Source organism: Acinetobacter sp. SK-43 (assembly GCF_015351505.1).
GTDB classification, from domain to species: domain Bacteria; phylum Pseudomonadota; class Gammaproteobacteria; order Pseudomonadales; family Moraxellaceae; genus Acinetobacter; species Acinetobacter junii.
This window is the reverse complement of record NZ_JADKPY010000007.1, coordinates 22549-40376: the sequence shown is the minus strand read 5'-3', so window position 1 is coordinate 40376 and position 17828 is coordinate 22549. Positions and strand designations below refer to the sequence as shown.

General features: G+C 40.3%; 16 protein-coding genes and 2 pseudogenes. 15 read left to right on the top strand and 3 right to left on the bottom strand.

Annotated elements, in window-relative coordinates; translation table 11 throughout:
• Positions 1-81: 81 nt before the first annotated feature.
• Complete coding sequence (locus IRT38_RS02645; RefSeq protein ID WP_194596886.1) at positions 82-1287, bottom strand: aromatic amino acid transaminase; 1206 nt, start codon at positions 1285-1287, stop codon at positions 82-84.
• 443 nt (positions 1288-1730) lie between these two features.
• On the opposite strand from IRT38_RS02645, the gene IRT38_RS02640 reads away from it, so the two are divergent.
• The 7 genes from IRT38_RS02640 (at position 1731) to IRT38_RS02610 (ending at position 10271) form a co-directional block, all read left to right on the top strand.
• Entirely contained in the window at positions 1731-2441 is a 711-nt protein-coding gene (locus tag IRT38_RS02640; protein ID WP_004956801.1) for a GntR family transcriptional regulator, read from the top strand.
• Positions 2434-3315, top strand: coding sequence for a methylisocitrate lyase (gene prpB / locus IRT38_RS02635; protein ID WP_005163496.1), 882 nt, complete (start codon positions 2434-2436; stop codon positions 3313-3315). The genes IRT38_RS02640 and prpB overlap by 8 nt, the downstream gene beginning before the upstream one ends.
• A 136-nt stretch (positions 3316-3451) precedes the next feature.
• Complete coding sequence (prpC, locus tag IRT38_RS02630; protein ID WP_194596885.1) at positions 3452-4609, top strand: 2-methylcitrate synthase; 1158 nt, start codon at positions 3452-3454, stop codon at positions 4607-4609.
• The gene (gene acnD / locus IRT38_RS02625) at positions 4609-7215 is read left to right on the top strand and encodes a Fe/S-dependent 2-methylisocitrate dehydratase AcnD (RefSeq protein WP_004956797.1); all 2607 of its coding nucleotides are present in this window, start codon (positions 4609-4611) and stop codon (positions 7213-7215) included. Before prpC ends, acnD begins: the two co-directional genes overlap by 1 nt.
• A 78-nt stretch (positions 7216-7293) precedes the next feature.
• Positions 7294-9045, top strand: a complete 1752-nt coding sequence (locus IRT38_RS02620; protein WP_194596884.1) for a hypothetical protein — start codon at positions 7294-7296, stop codon at positions 9043-9045.
• A gap of 378 nt (positions 9046-9423) precedes the next feature.
• On the top strand, positions 9424-9567 hold the full coding sequence (locus IRT38_RS02615) for a zinc ribbon-containing protein (protein ID WP_004665293.1): 144 nt from the start codon (positions 9424-9426) through the stop codon (positions 9565-9567).
• A 125-nt stretch (positions 9568-9692) separates the two neighbouring features.
• Entirely contained in the window at positions 9693-10271 is a 579-nt protein-coding gene (locus IRT38_RS02610) for a DUF4126 domain-containing protein (RefSeq protein WP_004956784.1), read from the top strand.
• Between the two features lie 65 nt (positions 10272-10336).
• Here IRT38_RS02610 and IRT38_RS02605 read toward each other — a convergent pair whose 3' ends face one another.
• Positions 10337-10696: a DUF962 domain-containing protein gene (locus IRT38_RS02605; protein ID WP_194596917.1), complete on the bottom strand. Its 360-nt coding sequence runs from the start codon at positions 10694-10696 to the stop codon at positions 10337-10339.
• Positions 10697-10764: 68 nt separating this feature from the next.
• Here IRT38_RS02605 and IRT38_RS02600 point away from each other — a divergent pair, with 68 nt between their 5' ends.
• The 8 genes and pseudogenes from IRT38_RS02600 to IRT38_RS02565 all read left to right on the top strand — a co-directional run bounded on the left by IRT38_RS02600 (position 10765) and on the right by IRT38_RS02565 (position 17255).
• Entirely contained in the window at positions 10765-11580 is an 816-nt protein-coding gene (locus tag IRT38_RS02600) for a helix-turn-helix transcriptional regulator (protein ID WP_194596883.1), read from the top strand.
• A gap of 82 nt (positions 11581-11662) precedes the next feature.
• Positions 11663-12627, top strand: a pseudogene (locus IRT38_RS02595) (carbon-nitrogen hydrolase family protein).
• A gap of 155 nt (positions 12628-12782) precedes the next feature.
• Complete coding sequence (locus IRT38_RS02590; protein ID WP_194596916.1) at positions 12783-13670, top strand: DMT family transporter; 888 nt, start codon at positions 12783-12785, stop codon at positions 13668-13670.
• A 572-nt stretch (positions 13671-14242) separates the two neighbouring features.
• The gene (locus IRT38_RS02585) at positions 14243-14695 is read left to right on the top strand and encodes a hypothetical protein (RefSeq protein WP_039047602.1); all 453 of its coding nucleotides are present in this window, start codon (positions 14243-14245) and stop codon (positions 14693-14695) included.
• Between the two features lie 182 nt (positions 14696-14877).
• A complete protein-coding gene (locus IRT38_RS02580) occupies positions 14878-15543 on the top strand; it encodes a pseudouridine synthase (RefSeq protein ID WP_004956772.1) in 666 nt (221 codons plus the stop codon).
• 95 nt (positions 15544-15638) lie between these two features.
• Positions 15639-16262, top strand: coding sequence for a class I SAM-dependent methyltransferase (locus IRT38_RS02575; protein WP_194596882.1), 624 nt, complete (start codon positions 15639-15641; stop codon positions 16260-16262).
• Positions 16263-16285: 23 nt separating this feature from the next.
• Positions 16286-16765 (top strand): annotated as a pseudogene (locus IRT38_RS02570) (GNAT family N-acetyltransferase).
• 121 nt (positions 16766-16886) lie between these two features.
• Positions 16887-17255: a ribonuclease E inhibitor RraB gene (locus tag IRT38_RS02565; RefSeq protein WP_004907196.1), complete on the top strand. Its 369-nt coding sequence runs from the start codon at positions 16887-16889 to the stop codon at positions 17253-17255.
• A 67-nt stretch (positions 17256-17322) separates the two neighbouring features.
• Here the strand turns inward: IRT38_RS02565 and IRT38_RS02560 are convergent, their stop codons facing one another.
• Entirely contained in the window at positions 17323-17790 is a 468-nt protein-coding gene (locus tag IRT38_RS02560; protein WP_004665270.1) for an Lrp/AsnC ligand binding domain-containing protein, read from the bottom strand.
• Between the last annotated feature and the right edge of the window lie 38 nt (positions 17791-17828).

Below are 17828 nucleotides of genomic sequence, written 5' to 3'. Positions count from 1 at the left end.
ACGTGAAACAACCTTTTTTGATACATAAAGTCCCCCTTTTAAAAGGGAGATGAGGAGCGATTATAGCTCCGCAAGGGGATTTTAAGCTGATTTTGCTAAAACTTCTGCCATGGCTTTTGCAACTTTATAAATATTATTCATATTTAAACCTGCAACGCAGATACGACCACTACGAACAAGGTAAATTGCATATTCTTCACGTAAGGTGTCGACTTGCTCGCCTGTCAAACCTGTGTAGCTAAACATACCTTTTTGGTTTACAAGGTAGCTAAAGTCACGGTCAGGAAGTGCTTTAGTCAACTCATCTTTTAAGATGCTACGCATTTTGATAATACGTTCGCGCATCTCTTTCACTTCATTTTGCCATTGTTGATTGAGATCAGCGTCATTTAATACTTGATCAACCAACCATGCACCAGTTGTTGGTGGGCTAGAGTAGATACGACGTACAGTTGCTTTTAACTGACCGAATGTGCATTTTGCTGCTTCAGCATCGTCACATACGAAAGTTAAACCACCAACACGCTCACCATAAAGTGAGAAGATTTTAGAGAACGAGTTGCTTACGATAAAGTTCAAACCAGCTTGGTCTAAAGCACGAATCGCATAAGCATCTTGTTCCATACTATCGCCAAAGCCTTGGTAAGCGATGTCGAGGAATGGAATCAAGTTACGCTCTTTTAATATCGCAATCACTTGATCCCACTGTGCTGGATTTAGATCCGCACCTGTCGGGTTGTGACAGCAAGGGTGTAACAACACGATGCTTTGCTCTGGCAAAGTTTTTAATGTCGATAACATGCCATCAAAATCAACGCCACGTGTTTCAGCATCGAAATATGGATAGTAGTTGCTCTTGATGCCAGCACCGTTGAAAATCGCAACATGGTTATCCCACGTTGGTTGGCTCACCCAAACTTCTGAATTTGGGAAATAAGTTTTTAAGAAATCTGCACCAACTTTTAATGCACCTGAACCACCAAGCGTTTGGATGGTAGCAACACGACCTTGTTGAATTGCAGGGCTATTTGCACCAAACAATAACGCTTGAATCGCATCACGGTAAGGTTTAAAACCTTCCATTGGAAGATAAAGTTTGGTTTGAGTGTTTTTAGGTGCAATACGTTTTTGAGCTTCGATAATAGTTTCGAGCTGTGGAACGATACTGTCTTCGTTGTAGTACAAACCAATACTTAAATTAACCTTTTCAGCGCGTGGATCAGCGTTGAACTGTTCCATTAAAGAGAGAATTGGGTCGCCTGCATAAGGTGGGATATGTTGAAACATTAACAATGTCCTTTTATTCAACAAGGTGCATGGATGTGTCTTGTGGAGCGCTGCTCCAGATGCCCAATAATGTACCAATAAAGCGATGATGAAGCACGCTGTTATTTACATTTCTAGTGCAGTATTTACTTACAAAAATTCGTATAAAATCGACCGATTATAAGGATTGTCTACAATCAAGCTGTCATACCATGGTCGTAGCATACGTAATATAAATACTGGGAAAAATGCCTTGAATCAATCGAAATAAAGTACTTAGGTTTTAGTAAGAGTATGTTTTATATATAATTATTTTATATTTTTAGTACCTTTTTTAGAACATTCTATTGTGAGGCAATTGAATAGTATTGACTGGATCATTCTATTTTATTGTCGACAATCCTATTGCATTTTTTCTTCTATCTCGTTATAAAATCATCAAAACTGTAGAGATTGTCGACAATATGCAAGATACCCTTGTTCCTCAAGCCATCAGCACAAGTCAGAGTATTACCCTGACGGAACATGTATTTAAGCAAATTCAATCGGCGATTGTATTAGGACAAATTCCTGCGGGCAGTAAAATTTCTGAGCCTGAGTTAGCGCGTATTTACGGGATTAGTCGTGGTCCATTGCGCGAGGCGATTCATCGTCTCGAAGGGCAGCGATTGGTTGAGCGTACGGCACATGTTGGTGCGCGAGTTGTTTCTCTTTCTCTACAACAATTTAAAGAACTTTACCAAATTCGTGCTTCACTTGAAGGCTTAGCTTGTAAGCTGGCTGCACAGCACATTGATAAAAAACAAATTTTGGCATTGCGTGATGTGTTGCGAATGCATGCTGAAGATGAAAATTTTAAAGCAGGTAAGGGTTATTACCTACAAGAAGGTCAAGACGATTTCCATTACTGCATTATCAAAAGCAGTGGTAATAAAACCTTAGAAAAAATGTTATGTGATGAGCTGTATCACCTCATCCGTATGTACCGAATTCAATTTTCAAACACCCCAAATCGACCGAGCAAAGCTTGGGACGAACATATCCGCATTTTAGATGCGATCGCAGAAGGTGACGGTGAACTAGCCGAAATGCTGATGCACCGTCACATCAATGCATCTTACAAAATTGTTGAGCAAACATTGCTGCAAACCCAAGGAGAACATCAACATGGCTAAATCTGCTGGTCAGCTATTCCGCGACGCTGTCGCAAATGAAAAACCATTACAAGTGGTTGGTGCGATTAACGCCAATCATGCATTGTTAGCAAAACGTGCAGGCTATAAAGCAATTTATTTGTCAGGTGGTGGTGTTGCCGCAGGTTCGTTAGGTTTACCTGATTTAGGGATTAGTAACCTTGATGATGTATTGACGGATGTACGCCGTATTACTGATGTCTGTGATCTCCCATTATTGGTTGATGTGGATACAGGTTTTGGTGCTTCAGCATTCAACATTGCACGTACCACTAAATCAATGATTAAGTTCGGCGCAGCAGCAATGCACATCGAAGACCAAGTGGGTGCAAAACGTTGTGGTCACCGTCCGAACAAAGCAATCGTGACCCAACAAGAAATGGTTGATCGTATTAAAGCTGCGGTTGATGCTCGTACCGATGAAAGTTTTGTGATTATGGCACGTACCGATGCTTTAGCGGTAGAAGGCCTACAAGCAGCGATTGATCGTGCAGGTGCTTACATTGAAGCTGGTGCGGATATGTTATTCCCTGAAGCGATCACTGAATTGGCGATGTACAAGCAATTTGCTGATCTGACTAAAGTTCCAGTATTGGCGAACATTACTGAATTTGGTTCTACACCATTGTTTACGACTGAAGAATTGGCTTCTGCGGATGTGAGCATTGCGTTGTACCCACTTTCAGCATTCCGTGCGATGAATAAAGCAGCAGAAAATGTGTATGTGACTTTGCGTCAAGAAGGCACACAGAAGAACGTTGTTGACACCATGCAAACCCGTCAAGAATTGTATGAACGCATTAACTACCATGCGTTTGAACAATATCTTGATGCGTCATTTGAAAAAGCAAAATAAGGAATCCCCCTAAATCCCCGTTTTTCAAAGGGGGACTTCCCTCCCTTTGGAAAGGGAGGTGAGGAGAGGTTGTAGCTCCGCAAGTGGGATTTTAGAACTCATAATTCACATAGAAAGAACAGAAAAGGACAATCTTATGAGCAGTAATGAAACTCCAACAGGCTTCAAGCCAAAAAAATCAGTTGCGTTAAGTGGTCAAGTTGCAGGTAACACTGCACTTTGTACCGTAGGTCGTAGTGGTAATGACTTGCACTACCGTGGTTATGACATTCTTGACCTTGCAGTGGGTAGCGAATTTGAAGAAGTTGCACATTTGCTTGTACATGGCAAACTGCCAAACAAAGCTGAGTTGAAAGCCTATAAAGCAAAACTGAAAGCACTTCGTGGCTTACCAGCCGCATTGAAAACTGCACTTGAGCAGTTACCGCCATCTGCACACCCAATGGATGTGATGCGTACAGGTGTATCAGTTTTAGGTTGTTTAACGCCTGAACATGAAGACCACAATGAAGCAGGTGCAAAAGACATCGCTGACAAATTGATGGCAAGCTTGGGTTCAATGTTGTTGTATTGGTACCACTTCAGCAACAACGGTCGTCGTATCGAAGTTGAAACGAATGATGACTCAATCGCTGCGCATTTCCTCCATTTACTTCATGGCGAAGCGCCATCTGAAGAATGGATTCAAGCCATGCATACCTCTTTGATTTTGTATGCTGAGCATGAATTCAACGCATCTACATTTACGTCACGTGTTGTTGCAGGCACAGGTTCAGACATGTATTCAGCAATCACGGGTGGTATTGGTGCGCTACGTGGTCCAAAACATGGTGGTGCGAACGAAGTTGCATTCGTGATTCAACAACGTTATGACAACGCTGAGGAAGCAGAAGCAGACATCCGTAGCCGTGTAGAGAAAAAAGAAGTGATCATTGGCTTTGGTCACCCTGTTTATACCATCTCTGATCCACGTAACGAAGTGATCAAGAAAGTGGCGCGTGATCTTGCTGATGCTCAAGAGAACACCAAAATGTACCTCATTGCCGAACGTTTAGAAGCAGTGATGAAAGAAGTGAAGAACATGTTCCCGAACCTCGATTGGTTCAGCGCGGTGAGCTATCACTTGATGGGTGTTCCAACAGCAATGTTCACTCCATTATTCGTGATTGCACGTACAGCAGGTTGGTCAGCACATGTGATTGAACAACGTCAAGACGGCAAGATCATTCGTCCAAGCGCGAACTATACTGGCCCTGAAAACTTAGAATTTAAACCATTGGCGGAGCGTGGTTAATGACAAATCAATACCGTAAACCGCTGGCAGGTACCCAGCTCGAATACTATGACGTGCGTCAAGCCGTTGAAGATATTCAGCCAGGCGCATATGAAACTTTGCCATACACATCTAAAGTGTTGGCAGAGCAGCTTGTACGTAAAGCTGATGCAGAAAACTTAACTGATTATTTAAAGCAATTGATTGAACGCCGTCAGGACATGGATTTTCCTTGGTATCCTGCACGTGTGGTATGTCATGACATCTTAGGTCAAACCGCACTCGTCGACCTTGCTGGTTTACGTGATGCGATTGCTGACAAAGGTGGTGATCCTTCTAAAGTGAACCCAGTAGTTCCAACGCAGTTGATCGTGGATCACTCTTTGGCAGTTGAATATGGCGGCTTTGATCCTGACGCGTTTGAGAAAAACCGCGCAGTAGAAGATCGTCGTAACGAAGACCGTTTCCACTTTATCGAGTGGACCAAAACTGCATTTAAAAATGTCGACGTAATCCCTGCGGGTAACGGCATCATGCACCAGATCAACTTGGAGAAAATGTCTCCAGTGATCCAAAATCGTGATGGTTTAGCGTTCCCAGACACATGCGTAGGTACAGACTCACATACACCACATACGGATGCACTTGGTGTGATCTCAGTGGGTGTAGGTGGTTTAGAAGCTGAAAACGTGATGTTGGGTCGTGCATCTTGGATGCGTCTTCCAGACATTATCGGTGTTGAGCTTGTCGGTCAGCGTCAAGCAGGCATCACGGCGACGGATATCGTATTGGCACTTACTGAATTCTTACGTAAAGAACGAGTCGTTGGTGCATATCTTGAGTTCTTCGGTGAAGGTGCAGACACCATGTCGATTGGTGATCGTGCAACCATCTCGAACATGACACCTGAATACGGTGCAACTGCTGCGATGTTCTACATCGACCAAAACACGATTGATTATTTACGCCTGACAGGTCGTGAAGATGCACAAGTGGCATTGGTTGAGCAATACGCAAAAGAAATCGGTCTTTGGGCATCGGATATGACCAAAGCACAGTACCCACGTGTACTTCGTTTTGATCTTTCAACAGTCACTCGTAACATTGCAGGTCCATCAAACCCACATGCACGTGTATCTACTGCTGACTTGAAAGAAAAAGGTATCGCAGGTGTTGTTGAAAACCGTACTGATGGTTTAATGCCTGATGGCGCGATCATCATTGCTGCGATTACCTCTTGTACCAATACCTCAAACCCACGTAACACCGTGGCAGCAGGTCTATTGGCACGTAAAGCCAATGAACTTGGTTTAGTGCGTAAACCTTGGGTGAAATCTTCATTTGCACCAGGTTCTAAAGCGGCTGCACTTTATCTTGAAGAAGCTGGCGTACTCAAAGACCTAGAGAAACTTGGTTTTGGTATCGTGGCGTATGCATGTACTACGTGTAATGGTATGTCAGGTGCGCTTGATCCAGTGATTCAACAAGAAATCATTGACCGTGATTTGTATGCGACAGCGGTACTTTCGGGTAACCGTAACTTCGATGGTCGTATCCATCCTTATGCAAAACAAGCGTTCTTGGCATCGCCTCCACTTGTTGTCGCGTATGCGATTGCAGGGACAATTCGTTTTGACATCGAAAAAGATTCATTGGGTACAGACAAAGATGGTAATCCAATTTACCTCAAAGATATCTGGCCATCTGATGCTGAAATCGATGCACTGGTAAAAGAAGCTGTGAAGCCTGAACAATTCCGCAAAGTCTACATTCCTATGTTTGACCTCGGTGAAGTTGAGCAAGCGGAAAGCCCACTTTACGACTGGCGTCCTATGAGTACTTACATCCGTCGTCCGCCGTATTGGGAAGGGGCTTTGGCTGCACCACGTACTTTGACCAACATGCGTCCGCTTGCAATTTTGGGTGATAACATCACGACTGACCATTTATCGCCTTCAAATGCGATCATGATGGATTCGGCTGCGGGTGAATACCTACACAAAATGGGCGTACCTGAAGAAGACTTCAACTCATATGCGACACACCGTGGTGACCATTTGACTGCACAACGTGCAACATTTGCCAACCCGAAATTGTTTAATGAAATGGTGGTTCGTTCTGACGGCACGATTAAACAAGGTTCAAAAGCGCGTGTAGAGCCTGAAGGCGAAGTGATGCGTATGTGGGAAGCGATTGAAACTTACATGAACCGTAAGCAACCGTTGATCATTGTTGCAGGTGCGGATTATGGTCAAGGTTCAAGCCGTGACTGGGCAGCCAAAGGTGTTCGTCTTGCAGGTGTTGAAGCGATCGTGGCTGAAGGCTTTGAGCGTATTCACCGTACTAACTTAGTGGGTATGGGCGTGTTACCGCTTGAGTTTAAACCAGGTGTGAACCGTAAAACGTTGAAGTTAGATGGTACTGAGCTTTATAGCGTGATTGGTAATATCTCACCGCGTTCGACTTTGACTTTAGTGATTGAGCGTTCAACTGCTGATGGTAAAGAAGAAATTCTTGAAGTGCCTGTAACTTGCCGTTTAGATACAGAAGAAGAAGTTTCTGTATATGAAGCGGGCGGTGTATTACAACGTTTTGCACAAGACTTTTTAGAAGGTCAAGTGGCTTAATACTTTAGCTAAAAGTAATTGATATTGTTTAAAAAAGACCCTATCTTGATGATGGGGTTTTTTTTTAGAGTCATATTTATGACGCATAGAATACAGCTAACGAGAAATTGTCACTTTTACCAGCCTAAAGTAAAATTAACAAAAAAATTTATTAATGATTTATTTGTGGAGGCTTCTAAGAATAAAAGGAGTAATTCACGATTTATAGTTAAAGAAGTAAAGAAAGTAAATAATGATGATGTAGATTTTAATTATTCTGTAATAGTATTTTGTACTGAAAAGCCAGTCTATTTTTTTAATGACTCTAGTTTAAAAGATACTATACATGCATACCTTTTGTTAATTGAGGTTGATGGATATATAGCTATTTTTAAAAAGTCATGTGCTCCAATCGAAGAACTAGTTAATGAAAAAATGTCATTAATTAGTTTTGATACTCTAGTAAATACATTTGACAATAGTACTGAGTTTCAAAAGCTAGCCACGCGCTCTATGACAGTTTCTAGTAAAGCTATTAGGTCACGTAGTTATGAAGCTGAAAATCTAAATGGAGCTATGTCAATACATACTGCGGGACGATCTATACCTTATTATGTAAAGGTACAGAGCAAAGGTGCGATACAGTCAATTAACTTATCAAGTGGAAGGATAAATGAATTTAGCCAAAGAGAAAGTATAAAGGATTTAGCTTTATGGGCCAAAGCACAAATACATAATTTTAAGACGGGAAATACAGTAAATTTCTTAAATAATTTTGCTAAAGCCGTAGGATTTGAAGATCTTAAAGATAAAAAGCCAATATCTTTTATGATTGAATTCTCTGACTTGGAAAGTATTTTTTTAGATGACTCAATAGTGATACATAAAATATTAAAAAAAGGTGGTAAACAACCATTAAATAGTAAAGCTAAAAATTATATTGCAGAAAAAATTTCGGAAGTATATGAGATTGATAAAAATTTAAATCTTAATGCTAAAAAAGGAGAATTGTTAAAAATTAATAATAAGTCTATAACTCTAGACTCTGATTTTTTAAAAAAACTTATTGTTGTAGATTCAAATAATGTTGAACAAACATTTCAGCAAATAATAATGAAGAAAAAAGCATTTAGTATTTGCTTTGATGATTACTCATATATGTATTCTAGAGGTAGGGGTTATAAAGATACATCTGGAATTAATCAAATTGATAGCTTACTGGAAATATTCAAGGTAAAAACTGAGTTGAGTAATGCTAACTCAGAAAAAGGTAATTTGATTAGTTCATCAACAGATTTCGAAGATACGTCAGTGTTCAAGATAGTAGAGAATATACATTCTACAGCTGATTTTATTCTATGTGATGACCTAGGAGGAGAATGGGCAGATCACATAATCTTTGATGAACAAGATAAATCGGTAATTTTTATACATTCTAAATATAAACAAGTGGCAAATTCTGCTAGTGATTTACATGAGGTGGTTGGACAAGCCATTAAGAATCTAGGTTATATGTGGTTTACTAATACTCTACTTGAGACTAAACAAGATAAATTTTCTAGGACTTACAATGGTCCAAATGTAAGAAGTTCAGTACCTCGTTGCCGAAAAGGTAATATCAATGAGTTAATGCAGTTTATTATTCAATTGCAGAAAGATCCTCATTTAATTAGAAAATGTGTGATTTGCTGTACTTTTTTATCAAAAAGTCAACTTGAGGTTGAGTTTGAAAAGATAAAAAACGGAAATAAAGTAGGGGCGCAAATTCCTCAAATTTTTTGGATAATCTCTTCTTTTGTTCACGCTGCTAAAGAAATAAATATTATTCCTGAAATTTATTGTGTTGCTTGATTTTTTAAGCTCCATTCTAAAATGGAGCTTTTATTATTTTTCAATAATTCTAATAATGTCTTTTTGCTGTTTTTTTTAATATGGAAATTGATGGATATGAATGTCTAGAGCGACTAGCAAGTGAATCTATATGCAGTCAGATACCATGGTATCCAATCTAAATTTAAGTCACTAATTATATTTGAGCTTCTTTATATCTTAGACTACTTATGTATGGATATGTTCTGTTCTCAAACAGCTTTCAAGATTTCTAGAGAGAAACATCCAAATTTCATCTTTAACCTTTCCGCCACCACCATTCGTCAGGAAGGTCAATAAATAATCAAAACTATCACGCTATAGTATATGAACCATTTCTAAAATCTATGGAGAACAAAGATGGTTACTGCTGGCGAAAGACCTGGAACTGGCTTCTATTTTTGTGTCCAATGCGGACATCGCACCTATTTAGAAATTGGTACTGATCGTTTACCTCCGTGTACCAAATGCCTTGGCAATCAATTCAACAGTAAGAATGCCTAAGCCGCAAACACCAAACAGTTACCCACTGTTTTGATGAAAGCCCTGTCACTCGATAGGGCTTTTTTGTTACTGTAAAATATGAAATAACAAGATAGCGATATCTGACAAAAATAAGGAAAACCCAGATGGAAACAATTTTAGGACTTTGTATCGGCGTAGGATTAAGCGCAGCCTGTGGTTTTCGTGTCTTTGTTCCTTTATTGGTGATGAGCATTGCAACCCTGATGGGCTGGTATGAACCTGCAAAAGGTTTTGAATGGTTAGCGATCCCTGCTGTATGCGCTGCACTTGGATTTGCAACCATCTGTGAAATCGCAGCTTACTATGTGCCATGGGTCGATAATCTCTTGGATACCATTGCCACACCTGCTGCTGTAGTGGCAGGCACACTCAGTACGATGGCAGTCAGTAGTGGAGAAATGTCACAGTTTGCGACGTGGGCAGCCGCGCTGATCGTGGGTGGCGGAACAGCAGGTGTGGTGCAAATGAGCACGGTAGCTGCACGTGGCGTTTCAACTGCAACCACTGGTGGACTGGGGAATTTTGTAGTGGCAACGGGTGAGTTGATTGGCTCAATTGTCTTGTCGATCTTGGCATTTGTGATGCCTGTCGTGATTACGGTATTTGTGATTATTCTCGTGATTGTGGTCGCACGTTGGGTGAGCCAAAAAAAGCAAGAAAAGATCAGTCATTCAACATCGTGAGTTTTTAAATTCAGTACAATCAGGAAACTTAGACCTAATTTTATAATCTAAGTTTCCTATGTGTATTACCATTTCACACGTTTTAATAAGATATCTTTATACATAATAAAATCGCAGGCGAGACTAAAGAAAGGCTGCTTAAAGGTTGCAGGTTTATTATGCTCATAAAAGAAATGACCCACCCACGCAAAGCCATATCCCACTACAGGCAAAGCCCAAAGTAATTTGGCATTTCCAGTTGCAACAGATGCAGCAGCAATACCAATCACACAGCTTGTCCCCACGAAATGCAGGCGACGACAAGTCGCATTTTCATGTTGCGAAAGATAAAAAGGATAAAATTCAGCAAGGGTTTTATAACGAAATTCACTGGCTTCCATCTGCACAGTATTGTTTTTCATCAGTTCTTGAGTATTGTGAGACATACGACTATTCCTTTCGTTTAAAGTCGTCTTCATTTTGAACACTCCACCCGAAATGGTCTTGAACGAATATGCTATCTCAACACATGGAATTAGACTCGATCACACCACATAAAAGCTTGGTCTATGCGTGGGATGGCGTGATTGTGTATGTGACTCAAGATCATTTGAATAAAGCACACGCGCATTTTCCAGCACTATTACAAATCGGTTTGGGCACTGCTTTCACATTGGTCGTTGAAGATCAGCCTGCGAACTATCATGAAGTTGTAGTGATGGCACCCAATATTAGTCACAGTACCGATTCACAGAATCAACCTTATATTGCAATTCTGATCGATCCTGATCATGTGCTTTATGCTTATCTGCATCCTTTATTGAATGGACAGACATTTAATTCATTATCTGCTGATCGACTTCAATCTTTTCAAAAACAGTTTCAGCAATTGATGACTGCTCAACTCTGCTTAGAACAAGTAAAGAAATTGCTGATGGATGTGTTATTGGTACTCAATCCTCAGCCATTATTGGCTTTACCATGGGATCAACGGATTCAACTCGCATGTGAATACATCAAACGCTGTGTACCCCATCAAATTCCAACCATCGCAGATGTTGCGTTACAGGTTGGACTATCAGAGTCACGCTTGATGCATCTGTTTAGTCAGCAACTTGGACTATCTATGCGGCAATATATCTTGTGGTTGCGTATCCGCTATGCCATCAAGCTGTGGATGCAGGGCAAAACTTTGATTGAGATAGCAGTTGAATCAGGCTTTGCAGATCAAGCTCATTTCACTCGAACATTACGCCGTATGGTGGATTTTGCGCCGTCGATGTTGAAAGCCAATACGATTTTTATCAGTGATGACGTTACCGAAAAATAAACTAAGCATTGAAGAAGTAAGGTCAAAGTATTTCTAAGATTCGATGCTAAGATTTTCATGAACACTCAGAAGAATGATAGATATGAAAATCGTCGCCATTCAGTCTGCATTGCAGTTAGGGCAGGTTGAAGCAAATTTAAAAAACTCGAAAAATTGATTTTAGCGGCATATAAAGAGCATTCGCCTGATGTGATCGTACTTCCTGAGTCGATGACTTCTCCAAATGTCTATTCACCACAAGCTTTGCTGACGCCACAACCATTACAGGGTGAGCCCTTACAGCTTCTAATTCGCTTAGCCAAGCAATTGAATGTGGTGATCACAGGGGGCTTCGTGGCAATTCGTGACGGGCATACCTATGGTACTTATGTCATGGTGGAGCGGAATGGCGATTATCATCTGCATGACAAAGATATTCCAACTGCATGGGAGCAAAATTTTTATCGCGGTGGTTCGGATAATGGAGTTGTGGATTCAAGTAGCTTGAACTGTAAGGTTGCATTGCTCTCAGGTTGGGAGTGGGCAAGGTTCCGTACCGCCAAGCGTGTTCGAGAACAACATGCACAGTTGATTTTAGGTGGAATGTGTTGGTATTCGATGCCGATCAATTGGTATGGATTGTTGGGTACTTGGATGCGTCGTGAACATGAAATTTATAAACAACAAAGTGAAGCACTACCTGCGCAAATGGCACGCTTAACAGGTATTCCCGTAGTGCATGCCGCTCATGTCGGCGAAATCCTGAGTGATATGCCGTTGTTACCTTATGTCAAATGGTTAACTGAAATGGTGGGCGAAACGCAAATTTGTGATGCGGCAGGAAATGTATTGGCACGTATGAGTTTAGCCGATGGTGAGGGCTATATCGCCGCAGAAATTGAATTGGCTGAACCTAAACCTGTCGAACCTTTAGCATCTGGTTATTGGATTCCTGACATGACGCTGACTTCAAAATTAGCATGGCATGTCGGCAATCTTCATGGCGGACTGATGTATCGTGTGAGACATCGCCTGAAAAAGTTTCCTTGGCAAAAACAGTTGAAGTAAACCAAAGCTAGCTTCTCATTCAACAAACAACGATGGCATGGTGATCTTAACCATCGCTTCTGAGTTGCAATGACAGTATTTTTCTCAATCAAAGCTCGAAAAATCATCTTCAAGCGAGTAAATTACACCCACATTTTGAGTGTGCATGGTTGATGATGGCGTTTACTTGGATTTTATTTACCTTGATGGCTGCTTTTATGCAGGCGTGGCGCAATGCATTTCAAAAACAACTCAGCACCACAGTCGATGTTTATGGCACGACATTGGCACGCTTTCTATTTGCACCGATCTTTGCTTTTAGTTATATCGTCATTCTTTATGCTCAGCAGCCTGTCAGTGTTGAAGTCAGTTTTTCTAATAAATTTTGGTACTATGTGGTGATCGCAGGGATTAGCCAAATCTATGCAACGGCTTTAATGGTCAAATTATTTCAACAAAAGAATTATGCCATCGGGGTCGGACTCGCCAAAAGTGAAGCTATTTTAGCGGCATTGGTCGGTGTGCTGTTTTTACAAGAGCATTTAACAGCATGGGGCTGGGTGGGTGTTTCGATTGGTGCAGTCGCGGTATTTTTACTAAGTAAAGGCAGACAACATACTGAACTGTCAATGAAAACATTGATGATCGGTTTAGGTAGTGGTTTGTGTTTTGCCATCACCTCATTGTTGGTGCGTGAAGCAAGTTTAGAGTTGAGCATGTTGCCATTTCTACATCGTGCCGCATGGGTGCTGTGTAACTTGATTAGCTTCCAGTGCATTATATTGTTGCTATATCTTGGTATTTTCAGTCGTCAGACTTTATACAAAATGTGGCAACGTCTTGGACTGACTTTCAAAGTGAGTGTCTGTAGTTTTCTTGCTTCATTGGGGTGGTTTAGTGCGATGAGTATGCAAACCGTGGCAATCGTAAAAACACTGGGTCAGGTCGAGATTTTATTTAGTTTATTAATCTCTGCATTTTTCTTTAAGGAAAAATTGGCGAGAACCGATCATTTGGGTTTGTGGTTGGTGATCGTGGCTGCGATTATGGTGATTTGGGCTTAAATTTTATAGGCTCATGAAAAAATACACATGTAAATTTGAATATATCGGAATTTAAATCAGTTATTTTTTGTTGAAATGGGAAATAATTCTGATTTTAGAATCTGGTATGCAAAACTATTTCATTTGTGGCGAAAAATACCATTTTTTAGGAAAACAATCCCATCCCGATCTGCCTAAAATATGTCTCAAGGGTGTGAAAGGGATCGAAAAGAGTAGCATGCACCGAGGCTTATAAAGCAAGTGTGTACGAACCCAAAAGGTCTCGATTCGGCTTAGGACGCTATAGATCAAAAGTTTATAGGCAAAGGTTATGGCTTACAAAGTCATAGGTGTTGAAGTAAACAACATGTTTTCCCTTGATACCCTAAAAAATTAATCTAAACAGAATATGACGAAAACATTAAAAATAATAAATACTAGATCAATAAAAGCAAATTCGAATGTGAAACACATCTTTAAATTCAAAAAATATGAATAGAAGTCGAGATTTTTATGTTAAAAAACAAAGTGATATAATGCCATCAAAAGCGAAAAATCAAAATATGATCATACTGGAATAGGTCAGAAAAATAATGAACGAGTTCGATCTGAAAATACGTTATCCCCATCAAACCAACAGAAATGATGCTGCTCATTTGGGTATATTTGACGCAGAGACGATCATTCGTAAGTTTGATGAAATGGGATGGCGACAACAAATGGTCCGTCAGTTACAACTGGATGGTACAAGCACCAGTTTTATCGTAACGAATGAATATACAGGACAAAGTGTCCGTATCATTTTGGATGCCTATGCTCAATCCCAGCAACTTGAATTTAAATTGGATAGTGATATTCCTGTTCTGATTTCGAGAAAGGATGTATTTGGATTGGTCACCCGCAAAGCCAAAGATACGATTTCCTTTAATCACCTGACACTGAACCGTGCCAAAGAATATCTCATCGCGTTTATGAATGGTGAGGTTGAGGAGTTAGAAGCACTTTATCGTGACAGCTTAAATAAACCGATGAAGACAGCGTCTTAACTTTTAATCTTCCTGAACTCAATCAAATAAACCCTGAATAAAGACATTTTATTCAGGGTTTTTATTTTAGATAAACCAAGGATAAAAAATAGCGATCCGCTGGCTGTGATTTTTTTGAATGGGTCGATTTTCTATCCGTTGTCGTTATAATCTGCTCGCTTGATTCAATCTGTTTGCTTCCTATGCCTTTAAACGATCATTTTATTTACCAACCTCCCCAAGAACCTCTTGAGATCATGTACGAAGATGAGGATTTGGTCGTGGTCAATAAACCTGCGGGCTTGTTGTCCGTGATGGGACGATTACCAGAACATCATGACAGCGCGTATTTACGTGTATTGGATCTCCATCCAACAGCTAAAGTAACGCACCGTTTAGATATGGCCACTTCAGGTTTACTGATGTTTGCTAAGCATCGTGATGCAGAGGTCGCCGTGAGTAAAATGTTTCAAGCGCGTACCGTCAAAAAATATTATGAGGCCTTGGTACAAGGTGCAATTCAGGCTGAAGGCAGTGTCGATGTCCCATTGATTACAGATTGGGAAAATCGTCCACGTCAAATCGTGCATTTCGAGTTGGGTAAGCAAGCCAAGACACTGTTTCAATTGATGGATTACGATGTTGAAACTGATCAAAGTCGTGTGCGACTAGAACCCGTTACAGGTCGCTCACACCAACTTCGTGTGCACATGATGCATATTGGACATCCAATCATGGGCGATAAACTTTATCATCCTGAACCTGCCAAATTTCATTTAAAACGTATGGCATTACATGCTGCATTCTTGTCTTTTCAGCATCCTTTACAACAACATCTCGTTGAAATTAAATCGGTGATTCCATTTTAAAATGTAAGCTAAGTTGAAATAAGTGTAGCTAAGCTAGGCATGTGGATGGATTTACAATAGATTATAAAAACATATAATGTTTTGTGAGATGCCCGATGAGTCAACCATTAACCCAGCATTGGCAAACCATCTATTCCACCAAAGATCCTAAAGAAGTCAGTTGGTTCCAAGCTCAGGCTTCGACCTCCTTGCGATTGATCCAAAAAGCGCAACTCCACCCTGAGGCAGAAATCATAGACGTTGGGGGTGGCGCCTCAGTTTTAGTTGATCAGCTTTTAGAACAAGGCTTTAAACACATCACAGTTTTAGATTTGGCAGAGGCTGCGTTACAAAAAAGTCAGGTATGCTTGGGAGAACTTGCCAACAAAGTGACATGGCTTATTGCGAATATAGTCGAGGTTGAGTTTGCAGATCATCAATTTGATCTTTGGCATGATCGGGCGGTTTTTCATTTTTTGACAGAGCACAACGATCAGCAGCGTTATTTGCAAAAAGTAACTGCTGCGCTGAAATCAGGTGGTTATCTAGTGATCTCAACCTTTGCAGAAGATGGAGCATTGAAGTGTAGTGGTTTGCCTGTGCAACGCTACAGCACACAAGAGCTGATACATTTCTTTGGACAATCTGCATTTGATGTGGTGGAAGAGGGGAAAGAAGTTCATATCACCCCAGCGGGAAATGAACAGAAGTTTAGTTATCTACTCTTGCGAAAAAAATAAAACAAGGAATAATGTTCTTAACTATGTATTCGTGTATCAACGAGTTAAAGTGGGCTGGTTTGCCAACTTTGACTCAAGCGCAATTAAAAAAATTACTACTTGAAGCCGATCCAGATTGGCAGCATGTTTTAACTTATCTATCAGAAGTAAAAATCTTTGTGATTTCCAATGATCGTCGGGATGTAATTGCAGAATTATGTTTATTACAACGCGGGGATGAAGCGGAGATTATCAATTTAGCCGTCACCAAAGAGCATCGAGGTTTTGGTCTAGCCAAATCATTGATTAAACATGCGATAGAAAATGCATAGCAATCTTCGGTCAGCACTGTTTTGATTAAAACAGGCAACTCAAGTTTTGATCAGTTGGCTCTGTATCAGAAGTGTGGTTTTCGTATGTCATACATTGAGCGAGATGTATTTAAACACTATCCTGAGCCGATTTATGAAAATGGAATCCGTTGTATCGATCAAGTTGTGCTATCCATTGAGTTGACCGTATAGCTATCGAAGATCATTTATGCTTTCACTACAATAATGATCTTCATGCGTCTAAAAACTGACATAAAAATAGGTTAATCTATAGCCAAATAATTAAACTGAAACGACAACAAAGGATATTCAAATGACACGTGATTACGAGCAATTTCCTGATAATGACAATGGTAATGTGCTTTGGCAAATGGTTGAAGATGGCAATGACCTAAGTGAACCGCATGAAGTCGAATTTTCAATTGTGTTTGAAAAGCAAGAACAAGCAGAAAAATGTGCATTGCATCTGTTACATCAAGAGCAAAAAATTTCACTGTATCAAGAAGAATTGCATTCAGATGGATCGGATTTGTGGGTATTAAATATTCACGTCAATATGATGTTGGAATATGAAGATATTGCAGATTTAGAAGAGTGGATGACGCGAATTGCACAAGAGTTTGATGGTGAATACGACGGATGGGGTTGTATGAGCTATATCTATGATGATGAAGACGAATAACGATACATATTCAGCCTGCGTTTGCAGGCTGAAATATTTTTAATGGTGCATCCTACGACATCTAATTTTATTTACTCACGTCTAAGTAAAGACTTTCTTTGACTTCTTCCATCACCACATAACTATGGGATGATGCCGAAGCAGGCAGTTTTTTCAGTAAATCACCCAATAAACGTCGATAAGCACTCATTTCTTTGAGTCGAGCTTTGACTAAATAATCAAACTCACCTGAGATCAGATGACATTCCAAGACCTCAGGAATATCGACTAAATCTCGAGCTACTTGATCAAAGACATCACCTGATTTTGCTGACAGTTTGATTTCCAAAAACACCAACAGGCTACGATCAACATGCGCAGGATTAAGCCGCGCGTAGTAGCCCATAATAATACCTTCACGTTCCAAACGTTTGACGCGTTCTGAGCAAGGTGTGGTAGATAAGTTCACACGTGAAGCTAACTCACTAATTGCGATGCGCCCTTCACGTTGCAGAATGTCTAAAATCAGGCGATCAATACGGTCTAATTTACGCATAGATTATTCCCTTTTATTTTAATTTTTCCGCGATAAAA